We start from the raw sequence: 13039 nt of genomic DNA on the forward strand, positions 1-13039 counted from the left end.
ACAGAGAAAAATCACTGCCAGCCCATCGGGATTCAGGAGAACACTCATGTTCCAAAGACTAATTCAAGCCGCCATGCTCACTTTATTGCTTCACCTAATTGCAAACCTCACACAACCAGACACTCAGCAGCCTGCCAATTTGTCACCCTCAGACGTGAAACTTGTCTATGTCTTGAGCTAGACCATCGGTTGGTGTTCCAAACCGATTTTTCTGGGGGTTGTGGGCTGGTTAATTATCCATAGTTAATTGTCCATGGTTCATTAGTTTTGATTAGTACTGTTGCTATGAACTATGAACCATGAATCTTAGAGGAGACTAAAGATGGTTAACCAAATGCATTATCCCAAACATAATCGATCAAGGTTTTAGCCTCCTGTAGGGGTAAGACTTGACAACGACCTTGGTGATCATAGGTCAGCAGAGGGATTGGACATCTACTCCCTTGTTCTAGGTTATCCTTTACAATTTTGCCCTCTATTTCTTCGAGGTTACGCAGGCAATTATTGATATCAAAGTCAATTTTGGTGTCAAATTTATCATCCATCCATGCTTCAATGTGGTTATCCAACTCTTTAGGGTTAAGTAGCTTTTTACTAGTTAATAAATGATAATAAACTAGAATAATCTCCTTACATTCTTCTTCTTCAGCGTCATCAATCAAAGACTTAAACACACCAGCATTAATGGCCAAATTTTTGAAGAAAAGGGTCTCGGTAACACTTTTTTGAAATTTAATCTGCTTATTTTGATAACTTGTGTACTGTTTAAATGCAAATCCGCCGAAGGCGATCACCACAGATAAAGTAGTGAGCAGTACAGCCATAATATCATGGGATTTTTCCTGGTCAATTCTGAAGCTTTCCACTCCCATAGCGAACAAAATTATTCCCAGGATAAAGATAAGTTGGGGTAGAACTTTGACCAGAAGAGGAATGGCAGCTCCAATGGCAGGTAAACCAAATAATAGGCGGTCTTTCCAGGTCATTCCTATTTTAACATTTGGAAATAAGAATTCTAGATCAAATTTGGGAATATTGCCATAGAGATAAACATACATTTTACCAGGAATAAAGTTTAGATTTTCCAGTTTTTTAGATTTTTTTGATTCAAAATAAGATTTATCTTTGAATTTAATCAATAAAACTACTCGTTCATAGATTTCAATGTTTTGTTCAGTTGGTTTTAAAAGTTTGTTCAAAAAATAAATTTTAGATTTGTCTCCTCTACCATAGCAAACTAGTTCCTCAAAGTCATCAAAATCTATCTCAGTCTTTAGTTCAATCAATGAGTGTTCTGACACAGCCTGTTCCAGGATATTTTTAGGTAAGGAAAAGTAATTTGCACTTTTCAGGAGAGTTGTCAAGGTCGATATCAATTTAGTTTCCCTCTCACTCTTCTGATCTGGAGTCAGTTCCTTGATCGACTTGGTGTCAGCATCAGGATTAAAGGGAGCAAAGTTATCCTTTAAATTCTCCAGGGTTTCATGGAAGTTAAAATGATAATAGGCTGACAGAATTTCGCAAAAATCCCGAAACTTCTGGGAGTTGGTAGGGTCAAGTTTTCCATCTTCAAGACAAAGTTCGATCAAATCGGTTCGACGGTAAGGGATAAAGGCTTCCCGGTCTTGATATATAGCCATCATTGTCCCACTAAATTGCTGTATAGTTCACGTTAAAATTATGTTGGTTAGAGAATGAGCACCGGTTAACGAACAAATTGACTGGAGCTATAGTTATTGAGTTACCAGCCAATCCTGGAAAGCTAACAACTCACCAGGACTAAAATTAAAATTTTTTTCTAATCAATCAATGGTCTAAGCTAGAAGCTTCCGAAAAGTTGTTCAGCCTTAGGATTGGAATTGTCTAGGATTGCTTAAATGATGAGTAACTACTATCATCAAAATAACCCACAACCGCCAGACCAGGTTAGTCTGGGTTAGGTTATTATCTAACCACCTAAGCTGTTTCCAACTTTTAGATTGGGAAGTTATTTCAGAATTGATATAATTAATTTGTTTATTTTTGTTAAGTTGAACCAACATTAATTGCTGGCTCGGTTTTTTTATTGTGATCATGTTGCTACAAACTTACCCTTTCCCCCTAACCATAATCAGGTATGACTACACTAGCCAAGTCGGCTTAGTGGGGATGAGGGGGAAAGGTCGATCTGGATTTAAGTTATTAATTTATAGTAGAACCAAGGGTAACCAGCTTAAACAGCAAGAACAAAAATCTTAAAAAAGCTTAATACCCGGTATTGATTGACAAATGACCAAGATTATGCATAGAGGACAAAGAAGCGATCGCAATTTCTGATCGCAATTCCTGAGACAGTGAGCGCTCACTACCTTATTAGTTACAATAATTCAAGCAAATTAACAATAAATAATTCGATAAGATCAAGCATTGACAGCAATTTCTAAATCATTACTGGCAATGCTATCCACATATCTGAGGGACTGGAGTAGTAATCGATTTCATCCACGCGATAGCGACAATCTTTAGCTAGCTGAAGCGGCTTAAACAAGTTTAAACAAACTGAAAAAAATCTTAAGACGTCTCAATAATTGTAAGCTATCAGCTATCAGCTATCAGCTCTCAGTTATTAGCTATTAGCATATGCTTATATCAGGTTCGGATAATTAGTTATAAAAAACTTTATCCCTTGAAACCTTACTCCTTTACTTCTGCCATTCCCCTCCTGGGAGGGGTTAGGGGTGGGTGCCAAATGCCAAATGCCTTGCTTTCGCCCCTAGTATAAGTATTCAAGCGGACATGATATTACTAATAATTTGCTAATACCGAGCCCGGTTAACTTCTTATAATTTTTGGCTTTTCGTGACTTGAAAGTTAACAATTTTCAATTTTCAATTTTCAAGTCATGAAAAGCCATGGGTTCTACAGTATTATAAGTGATTAACCGGACTTGGGATCAGGTCTTAGAATTTGAAAGTAGTTCTAAGAGCACCAATCACGACATCCTCGTTATCACTGTCTCCAAAGGGAGCAGCAATCCAGATTAATCCGGGAGTAATCGAGATATTATCATTTACCTGATACTTGTAGAAGCCTTCAACATGAATGGCGGTATCATCATCACCACCAACATAAGGCTCAGAACCGGCAACTATACCAAGTAAGTTACCTTCTTTGCCAAAGTCTGGTAATGCCAGTCCTAGACCGTAGTACCAAATCTCAGCATCACCGTTGCCACCAGAAGCTTGTTCAGCATCGGTGTAGCCGCCATAGGCATTAATTACTAAATTGGGAGAGAATTGAAAAGAGGCTTCTACGCCGTAGGAGTTAGTGTTTGCTGTGACATCTCCTCCATCACCAAAGGGTGCCCTGGCGTTTTCAGTTCCAACACCCGTATCAAAGATAGCGTTGCCATCATCAAAGTCATTGAAGTAGGCACGAACGTAAGTGAAGGCTAACTGAAAGCTGTCGCTAGGGGAAAATGTCAGCTGACCTAAGGCAGAAAACTCACCGTTGAATAAACCCTGACCTTCAGAGGGGTCAAAGGAATTGCCACCAAAGTAACCTGCACTCAATACTACGGCATCGGCGAGGCTAAAGTTGATGCCTAGTCCACCACCTGCGCCTAAACCAATTTTATAGATGGGGCTCGATTCAGCATAGCTGGAAAGAACACCGCTAGCGCCAGTGAAGTCATCCAGGTAGGGGCTGATGGTGGGGACAAAATCTTGCCAAAGGGGAAAGGCAGCTGGCAGATAGACATCAATATTATCCCCAATCGGGAAGTAGTAGGCTAGCCAACCAATACCCAGGTCGTTGCCGCTGTCAAAGCTGTAAGTAAAGGCACCTTGGTCTGTGCCATCAAAGGTAGCTGCATTACCGGCATCCAGACGGGTGTAGAGGGCATCTTTACCGGTGAAGCTGGAGACAAACGCTAAACGTACCCGGTCTTGGAACACGACTTGGTTGTCACTGTCTTCACCAAAGGCGTTGGCAATAGAGAAGACCACTTCCCCTTCTAGCTTGGTGGTGGTAGAAAACTGATGGTCTTCTAAAAATGCCACCCGTCCTTCTAAGTTATCCACTCGTGCACCGAGAGTAGCCAATTCTGATTCAAACTCCTGAATCAGCCGTTGCAGGGTTTCTAAGTCCTCACGAGTGATAAAATCGGCGGTAGACGCAGCAATTAAACGCTCAATCTGGTTCAAGCAAGCATTTAAACCAGCGGCAAATTCATACCGGGTTGTTGCGCGATTCCCGCGAAAGGTGCGATTGGGATATCCTGCAATACAACCGTAGCGCTCTACCAAACTCCGTAGCGCTTCATAAGCCCAGTCTCCAGGAGATACATCACGCAGTTGGGAAACACTGGTGACTTGACCCATGGAAGCTGACTCTTGTTTACTCTGTTTGATCAGTTTATCAACTGACACCTGCTTTGATTGTGCAGGCATTTGCCCCAGGTTTACTGGGTCAAGGTTTGGTGAAACCTCTTGTGCGATCGCGACCTTGGATGCTGCCCATTGGGATACCAACATCAATGGACTCATCAGTAACATCGCGCGTAATTGTTTATTCATTGTTCTCACTCACACCTGTCATCAGTCTAATGGATGAAAGTAACAAACCTCTGACCAGGTGTTTGTAGTCCTTGATACAAAATATTACTTATATAGTTGACTGTTGATGGTACGCTGTCAGGACTTAGGCTCAACTGCGCACGAAACCCTATAAGTAATAGGAATTCTTTACTTGTAAGCATTCAGCGGTCAGCTATCAGCTATCAGCTAATGCGCTACGCCACAGGCTTCTAGCCTGTGCCACCAGCACCCCCGATGCTTGTTTACGACCGTTGATTAGCTGACTGCTGACGGCTGATAGCTGATAGCTTACCTTTACTTAACCCTTGTCGCAGAAGGTGCGACCTGTGGCGAATTTAATTCTTAATGGGTCAATCGCACCTGAGGTTTTCAGATTTTATCTTGGCAAACTAATGACAAACTCGGCTCCCTGACCTGGTTCTGAAGCCACCTCAATTTTTCCTCGATGCTGGGTAATAATTTGGTAGGTAATGGCGAGTCCCAAGCCAGTTCCCTGGCCTGGGTCTTTGGTAGTGAAAAATGGGTCAAATATCCGGTCTTTAATGGCTGCGGCAATCCCAGGGCCATTGTCAGCGATTCGGATAACTACCCAGTTTTGGTCAACTAGCTCGGTTTGAATCCGAATGGTGAAGACTGGGGATAGACAAGATTCGACACTCTTGTAATCTATAGCATCAAGGGCATTTTCCAAGATACTCAAAAATACCTGATTCAGTTGAGCTGGGTAGCAATCCACCACAGGTAAATCCCCATACTGCTTGATCACCTCAATCCCTGGCTTGAGGCGGTTGCTGAGCAGAACGAGGGTATTGTCAATTCCTTCATGGATGTTAACCGGTTTGATCTCGGCTTCATCCAATCGGGAAAAATTCCTCATCGAAAGCACAATTTCACGAATGCGCTCAGCTCCGCCTTTCATGGAAGCGATGATTTTAGGCAAGTCTTGGGCCAAAAATTCCAGATCAATCTCTTCGAGCCGATTTTTAATCTCTGGGTCAGGGTTGGGATAATACTGCTGATAGAGTTCCACCAGAGAGAGTAAATCCTCAATATAATCGCTGGCAAAGAACAGATTGCCGTAGATAAAGTTAATCGGATTGTTCATTTCATGGGCAATACCAGCAACCATAGTACCCAAACTGGACATTTTTTCGTTTTGAATCAGCTGGATTTCCGTTTGCTGGAGTTCCTGGGTGTAGTCAGCCATACCGTGAATCAGCTGATTGAGAGAAGTGGCTAACACACCCACTTCATCTCGGGTCGTGACTGGTGCTTGCAGGGTAAAGTTAGACTCCTGTTTGACCTGTTCGGTGATCTCAGTCAGGCTTTTGATTCGCTGTGCGATCGCATTACTGGTATGAATAGCTAATAGGATTGCGATCGCAACTGAGGCGATCATACTGCTGACAATGATCCCAAAGCACAACTGATCAGCACGGTTAAGGGCGCTCAACCCTTGCTGCTGTTTGACTTGAGCTGCTCTAATCAGCTGGTCTGACTGCTCAAAAAAGCGTTCTAGGGCAGTGGTTAATTCAGGATTGTTCTGTGGCAACAGTTGCCTTTGGGCAAGTTTAAGCTGATCATCAGGTGCGCTTTCCGGCAACAGGGATTGAATGAGAGTGTTGTAGGAATCAATAATTATCCTGTAGGTCTTGAGTAAATCCAGTAAATGATTGGTATTTGTTTTAGAACAGGTATCAAACTCTCTGACAAACCGTTGCGCTTCCAACAGCAGTTGCTGAGCTTGGTCAATTTTCTCTTGAAGCGGCTGTAGGTCTTCCAAGGGCACAGCAACAGGAGGTGCGACCCGTGATGGCGAGGGATTGCTCGCCATCACGGAAAGCGCACCTAAGTAGGGATAGGAACGTAGGTCTAAAATCGCGATTTGTAAATTCTTCAGCAGATGTTCTTGTTTTTGGGCACGAGTGAGTTCAGCTAGTGCTGACTTTTGGTAATGCTGGCCAATCCCTAATCCAGTCGTTGTTCCCAAAATGGCCAAACCAATGGAGAGTGCATAGCCAACAAAAACTTTCTGCCGAATGCTCGCACTGGCTAGGAATTGATTGATCCAGTTGATTCTGGATGCCCCTGAGTTCGGGTGACATCCAGTGTGACATCCTTGGAAATCCTCCCCTGACAAAGCTTAAATCTCGCCAAATGTTAGCGCATGAGTCGTTAGTGTTTATTAATACATCAACCTTATGGTCAATCTGTACACTGAGTTACAAGACAATAGGTTACAAGACAACCGTAAGTTTAGAAGTTGAGCAATAAAGCTTGAATAGATGATGCCTAATGGCGGCAATATTATATTTTTAGGCAAAAATAGGCTTTTTTCGAGGTTATTGAACCATAGTAACCGGTCCTGGCTTCGCCTGCTCTCTCTTGCTTTTGTAAAGGAGGTTTTGCTTATCCAGGCTGTAAAGAGTTCATTAACAGAATGTGAATAGATAGTGCTCAGCATGGGTAGATCTGATTCAAAAAAATGTTAAAAAATGTTAAAAAATGTCAATTTTTCATGAACTGATCGAAAGTTTAGCTTTTTTGTATCCTAATTAACAGTTTACTTGCAATCCTAGGTCTAATATCACACCCTAGCTTCGCAATTTTTTCAATGAGGCTACGCCTAAATTTGGTAGAGGATTGTACGAAAGTATGGTAAGTGGATTAGGACGACGTAAATTTCTGCTTTATAGCTCAGCGGCATTGGGAACTAGTCTTCTGTTGAAGGCTTGCTCCACAGCCACCGAGAGTTCAGATGCTAGTGGTGAAGACACGATCAAAGTGGGTATTCTCCACTCCCTGACCGGTACTATGGCAATTAGTGAGACCACTGTGGTGGAAGCTGAAAAGCTTGCCATCAAGGAGATTAATGAAGCCGGGGGGGTATTAGGCAAGAAAATTGTGCCTATTGTTGAGGATGGTGCGTCTGACTGGCCAACCTTTGCTGAGAAAGCTGCCAAACTGATTGATAAGGATCAAGTTGTTACTATTTTTGGTTGCTGGACATCGGCTAGCCGTAAGGCTGTGCTACCAGTGTTTGAATCCAAAGACCATATGCTTTGGTATCCTGTGCAGTACGAAGGGCAGGAGTGTTCCAAGAATATTTTCTACACAGGTGCTGCACCAAATCAGCAGATTGAGCCAGCGGTAGATTGGTTGCTGAAAAACAAGGGCAAAAAGTTTTTCTTAGTGGGCTCGGACTATGTTTTCCCTCGTACCGCTAACACGATTATTAAGGAGCAACTCAAAGCCCTGGGTGGAGAGACCGTGGGCGAGGATTACCTTCCCCTTGGTAATACAGAAGTTACCCCGATCATTTCTAAGATTAAAGCTGCACTACCAAATGGTGGCGTAATCTTCAACAGTCTCAACGGGGATAGTAACGTCGCCTTCTTCAAACAACTCAAAGGTGCTGGACTCACTCCAGACAAATATCCCACGATGTCGGTGAGTATTGCAGAAGAGGAAGTCCGGCAGATTGGTCCAGAATTTCTAATTGGTCACTACGCCGCCTGGAACTACTTCCAATCTGTTGATAGCCTCGACAATAAGCAGTTTGTGGAAGCCTTCAAAGCCGAGTATGGCGAAGACCGGGTAACCAACGACCCCATGGAAGCGGCTTACATTATGGTTTACCTATGGAAGCAGGCGGTAGAGCAAGCTGGAACTACTGACCTAGAGCCTGTGCGCAAAGCTGCTATCGGTCAAAAATTTGGCGCACCAGAAGGAGCAGTAGAGATGTATCCAAATCATCACATTTCTAAGACAGTGCGCATTGGTGAAATCCAAGCCGATGGTCAGTTCAAAATTGTCTCATCCACACCTAAACCCGTTCCTCCCATCCCCTGGAATCAATATGTAGCAGAAACGAAAGGGTATGGGTGTGACTGGAGCGATCCCAATAAGGGAGGGAAGTACAAAAAGGAGAAAGCATAAGTGATCAAGGATGAATTATGACCTATGAAGTAAACTACAGGCGCGACCCAAGGCCGGGTTCCCCGGCCATTGGAAAGCGCGCCTTAAGGCATTTAAAATTGAGTTTTGTTAGTTGAGTATTGAGTGCTTACTGTAAACTTCAAAAAGATAAAACTAAAGTAGTTTTATCCCTTCATAATTCATCCTTCATAGTTCATCCTTCATAGTTCATCCTTCATAATTCATATTTAATTCAATTGTGCTGCCACTTTTAGAAGGAATTTTTAACGGGATTAGTATTGGCTCAGTGCTACTGATTGCTGCCCTAGGACTAGCTGTTGTCTTTGGACTGATGGGCGTGATTAATCTCGCTCACGGCGAGTTAATGATGTTGGGCGCTTATACAACGTATGTTGTCCAAAATACGTTTAAAGCCTTTTTGGGCGATTCATTGTTTAATGTCTATATCTTATTTGCCCTGCCCATGGCTTTTCTGGTGGCAGCGTTGGTAGGACTGGTATTAGAGAGGGGGGTCATTCGTTATCTATATGGGCGACCCTTGGAAACCCTTCTCGCTACTTGGGGGGTAAGTTTGATATTGCGACAGTTTGTCCGCAGTGTAAATTGGGTATTGGTGATTGGGATTGCGGTATTTTGCCTGCTGTTTTTTGGGTCAAGGTGGGTTCTAAGCCGTCGTTTAGATTGGCAGAGAATTCGCAATTGGGCGATCGCTTTGATGGTATTCTTATCTCTAGGAATTGCGATCGTAACTGGGGTGTTGTTAGGACAAACGGGTCAACGGGCAATTACTCGACCTTGGTTTAGTGCCAGAAATGTAGACGTGACTGCACCAGCATGGCTTCAAGGGGGATTTCCGATTGGTAACTTCCAATTGCCCTATGCCCGGATCTTTATCATTATTTTGACGATTATTTGTCTATTGGGAACCTACTGGTTCTTAAATCGCTCCAGTTGGGGATTACGGATTCGAGCTGTTACCCAAAATCGCAGTATGAGTGCTTGCTTAGGTATCCCAACACAAACGGTAGATGCGTTAACATTTGCCCTAGGTTCTGGTTTAGCTGGTGTAGCAGGTTGTGCGATTACATTACTAGGTTCTGTCGGTCCCAATACTGGTCAAAATTATATCGTCGATACCTTTATGGTGGTAGTGGTTGGCGGTGTCGGAAACTTACTGGGAAGCATAATAGCCGCCCTAGCAATTGGTACACTTACCTATATTATTGGTTCGGGAAGCATAGCCTTTATGTTGATGCCAGTAGAGTTCCTTAAACCGGTAACGGACTTCTTTACCTTCTTTGCGACCACCAGTATGGCAAAAGTTATGGTTTTCGCTTTAATTATTACCTTTTTACAAGTGAGACCTTCAGGAATATTCCCACAAAAAGGACGCACGGCAGAATTATAGCGTTTTCAACATTTATGAGGTACAGTCAATTTTATTCCCCCGATTCCCTATTCCCGATTCCCTACTCCCGATTCCCTACTCCCGATTCCCTACTCCCGACTCCCTGTTCCCTGCTCCCTTTGCTAAAGTACCTCACCAAATTGAGAACTGCTATAGTTGCTATTTTCAGAAATTATGACCTATGTATCTAGAACACTAGCCATTAAAAAGCAGCGGCGACGAAAGTTAATTATAGAAATAGTAGCAATCGTAGCAATTGCTCTAGTTTTCGCGTTATTAATGCCAGCAATTTTGCCGGATTTTCGCCTCAAGCTGTTGGGGCGTTTTTTGTCATTATCTATTGTCGCGATAGGGATTGACCTGATTTGGGGGTATACCGGACTGCTGAGTCTAGGACATGGTATATTTTTTGCTTTGGGGGGCTATGCCTTTGCTATGCACCTCAAACTGCAACTACCAGAAGGAGAAATACCGGAATTCTTTACCCTCTATGGGGTAAAAGAACTGCCATTTTTCTGGCAGCCATTTTATTCGTTTCCTTTCACCCTAATTGCTATTGTTTTAATTCCCAGTATCGTGGCCGGATTGCTGGGTTATCTGGTATTTCGTAACCGGATTAAAGGGGTTTATTTCTCGATTTTGACCCAAGCCGCACTGCTGGTTTTATTCAATTTTTTCAATGGACAGCAAAAGCTAATTAATGGTACTAATGGGTTAAAAACTGATACAGAAACCCTGTTTGGGATGTTAGTAAGTTCCAAACAAGCTCAGTTAGCTTTCTACGAAATTACTATCCTGTGTGTGGTTCTGATCTACTTATTGTGCCGTTGGTTAACCAGTGGACGCTTTGGTCGGTTGTTAATTGCCATACGGGATGATGAGAATCGGGTGCGTTTCTCTGGCTACGATCCTACCGGATTCAAAGTCCTGGTATTTGCGGTTTCTGGGGGAATCGCTGGCATTGCTGGAGCCCTTTATACGGTACAATCAGGGATTGTTACCCCCAGCTATATGGAAGTAGCGTTTTCCATTGAGATGGTGATTTGGGTGGCTGTGGGAGGACGAGGAACTCTAGTCGGAGCAATTCTGGGTACTTTATTAGTCCGACTAGGTCAAACCTTGTTGAGTGAGCAATTTCCCGAAGTTTGGCTATTTTTCCAGGGTGCGCTGTTCCTAATTGTAGTGACAGTACTGCCTAATGGTATTGTCGGCTGGTTGCGAGACGAGGGAATTGAACAAATGCGATCGCTTTTTGGTACCGAAAAACCAGTGATAACAACTTACCCCAGCCTAGAAAAAGACCCAGTAGTCCAACGGGAAAAAGAAGAGATTGGTCGTTAAGCTGGTCTTGATTTAAATTGCATGGTTATTACAGCAAGGGAGTAGGGAGCAGGGAGCATTCAGCCGTCAGCTGTCAGCTGTCAGCCGTGAGCTAAAAGCTCACGCTACGCGAACAGCTTAAAATAAACCCAGCGTAGCGTGCGCCGATACGCAAACGAGAGAATTTTATACGAGATTCATGAGATATTGAAAGTCTGGGGAAAAGCCCATCTAAGCATATGCTGATAGCTGATAGCTGATAGCTGATAGCTGATAGCTGATAGCTTACAACTTCTAAAGTCATTAACCATTAGCAAACTACAAATGAACTCTAAAATTCTTGAAATTGATAACTTAACCGTAAGTTTTGACGGCTTCAAAGCAATTAACCAGTTTAACTTTAGTATGGATGCTGGGGAATTGCGAGTGATGATTGGTCCTAATGGTGCTGGGAAAACTACGTTTCTGGATGTGGTGACTGGGAAAGTACAGCCAACGGAGGGACGGGTGTTGTTTAAGGGAGAGGATTTGCGAGGCTTATCGGAACACCAAATCTCTCGCTTCGGCATTGGTCGAAAATTTCAGACACCACGAGTCTACCTAAATCTAACGGTTCGAGAAAACTTAGATTTAGCCTGCAATCGTGATAAGAATGTGTTTTCCACCCTGTTTGGACGTACATTACCCGGGGAAAAACGGACAGTAGCAGGTTTGCTGCACACCATTGGTTTAGTGGAAAAAGCGAATTTACTGGCGGAGTTACTCTCCCATGGAGAAAAACAGCGGTTAGAAATTGGGATGTTAGTGGCTCAGTCTCCGGATTTATTACTAGTAGATGAACCGGTGGCTGGTTTAACGGATGAAGAGACAGAAAATGTCGGAGATTTGCTGTTAGCTCTAGCCAAGAGTCATTCCATTATTGTGATTGAACACGATATGGAATTCGTGCGCCAGATTGCTCGTCAAGTAACCGTGTTACATCAGGGTTCAGTGTTGTGTGAAGGCACAATGGATCAAGTCCAAAATGACCCCCGGGTGATTGAAGTGTATTTAGGACAAAAGCCATCGATTACAGCGGAGCAAATGAAAATGCTACGGATTGTGTCTGCTATGGCTTGGTCTGATGGTAATATGGCACCAGAAGAAATTGATGTGATGATATCTCGCTTTAGCGAAGTGTTTGCTACAGATGCAGAACAAAAGCAACAATTGCAACAAGAGTTACAGAATTATTTAGCACTTAATGTTTCCATCGAAGAGTTGACTACTGAAATAGAAACTATTGAAGAACGAAAACTAATCGTGAAGCTGGCTTATGAAGTGATTAAATCAAGTTCCCGTACACCTAGCGAACCAAAGATTAACGATGCTGAAGCAGCGGCTTACCAAAACTTGGTGAAGCTGTTGGATCTGCCAGCAGAAGTGGTAAAAAGCTTGGAAGCAGAAGTAGGAGAAGGGTAAAGGGTAAAGTGTTATAGCATTTAAGGCAAGAGGCATGCTAGCAATAGGTAATAGGTAATAGGTAATAGGTAATAGGTAATAGGTAATAGGTAATAGGTAATAGGTAATAGGTAATAGGTAATAGGTAATAGGCAATAGGCAATAGGCAATAGGCAATAGGTAATAGGCAATAGGCAAGAGTTAATCCAATATATCGGTATTTTTGCGATTCCCGATTCCCGATTCCCGATTCCCGATTTCCGATTCTAAATTCTAAATTCTAAATTCTAAATTCTAAATTCTAAATTCTAAATTCTAAATTCTAAATTCTAAATTCTAAATTCTAAATTCTAAA

At 42.8% G+C, this 13039-nt stretch carries 10 protein-coding genes; 6 read left to right on the forward strand and 4 right to left on the reverse strand.

Annotation, left to right across the window (positions count from 1 at the left end):
* Positions 1-46: 46 nt before the first annotated feature.
* Entirely contained in the window at positions 47-181 is a 135-nt protein-coding gene (locus F6K63_RS37675) for a QAALIT motif small membrane protein (protein ID WP_502708286.1), read from the forward strand.
* A gap of 145 nt (positions 182-326) precedes the next feature.
* Here F6K63_RS37675 and F6K63_RS07495 read toward each other — a convergent pair whose 3' ends face one another.
* From F6K63_RS07495 to F6K63_RS07505, 3 genes are all read right to left on the reverse strand, one after another.
* Positions 327-1640: a TMEM143 family protein gene (locus F6K63_RS07495; RefSeq protein ID WP_287311676.1), complete on the reverse strand. Its 1314-nt coding sequence runs from the start codon at positions 1638-1640 to the stop codon at positions 327-329.
* Between the two features lie 1299 nt (positions 1641-2939).
* Positions 2940-4556 (reverse strand): iron uptake porin, encoded by a 1617-nt coding sequence (locus F6K63_RS07500; protein WP_287247781.1) that lies wholly within the window; start codon positions 4554-4556, stop codon positions 2940-2942.
* A gap of 397 nt (positions 4557-4953) precedes the next feature.
* Positions 4954-6717, reverse strand: coding sequence for a sensor histidine kinase (locus F6K63_RS07505; protein WP_287311483.1), 1764 nt, complete (start codon positions 6715-6717; stop codon positions 4954-4956).
* Between the two features lie 515 nt (positions 6718-7232).
* Between F6K63_RS07505 and urtA the strand changes: the two genes are divergently transcribed.
* The 5 genes from urtA to urtD all read left to right on the forward strand — a co-directional run bounded on the left by urtA (position 7233) and on the right by urtD (position 12705).
* Positions 7233-8516 (forward strand): urea ABC transporter substrate-binding protein, encoded by a 1284-nt coding sequence (gene urtA / locus F6K63_RS07510; protein ID WP_008188596.1) that lies wholly within the window; start codon positions 7233-7235, stop codon positions 8514-8516.
* Between the two features lie 238 nt (positions 8517-8754).
* Entirely contained in the window at positions 8755-9924 is a 1170-nt protein-coding gene (locus F6K63_RS07515; RefSeq protein WP_071104095.1) for an ABC transporter permease subunit, read from the forward strand.
* 14 nt (positions 9925-9938) lie between these two features.
* Positions 9939-10115 carry a hypothetical protein gene (locus F6K63_RS07520; RefSeq protein WP_287311486.1) on the forward strand — a complete coding sequence of 59 codons (177 nt, stop codon included), beginning with the start codon at positions 9939-9941 and terminating at the stop codon, positions 10113-10115.
* Positions 10099-11265, forward strand: coding sequence for an urea ABC transporter permease subunit UrtC (gene urtC / locus F6K63_RS07525; protein ID WP_287311488.1), 1167 nt, complete (start codon positions 10099-10101; stop codon positions 11263-11265). Before F6K63_RS07520 ends, urtC begins: the two co-directional genes overlap by 17 nt.
* Before the next feature lie 303 nt (positions 11266-11568).
* Positions 11569-12705: an urea ABC transporter ATP-binding protein UrtD gene (gene urtD, locus F6K63_RS37680; protein WP_502708287.1), complete on the forward strand. Its 1137-nt coding sequence runs from the start codon at positions 11569-11571 to the stop codon at positions 12703-12705.
* Positions 12706-12725: 20 nt separating this feature from the next.
* On the opposite strand, the gene F6K63_RS07535 is transcribed toward urtD, so the two are convergent.
* Positions 12726-12875, reverse strand: coding sequence for a hypothetical protein (locus F6K63_RS07535; protein ID WP_287311489.1), 150 nt, complete (start codon positions 12873-12875; stop codon positions 12726-12728).
* Positions 12876-13039: the final 164 nt, after the last annotated feature.

The sequence above is a fragment of the Moorena sp. SIO1G6 genome (assembly GCF_010672795.1).
Lineage (GTDB): Bacteria > Cyanobacteriota > Cyanobacteriia > Cyanobacteriales > Coleofasciculaceae > Moorena > Moorena producens.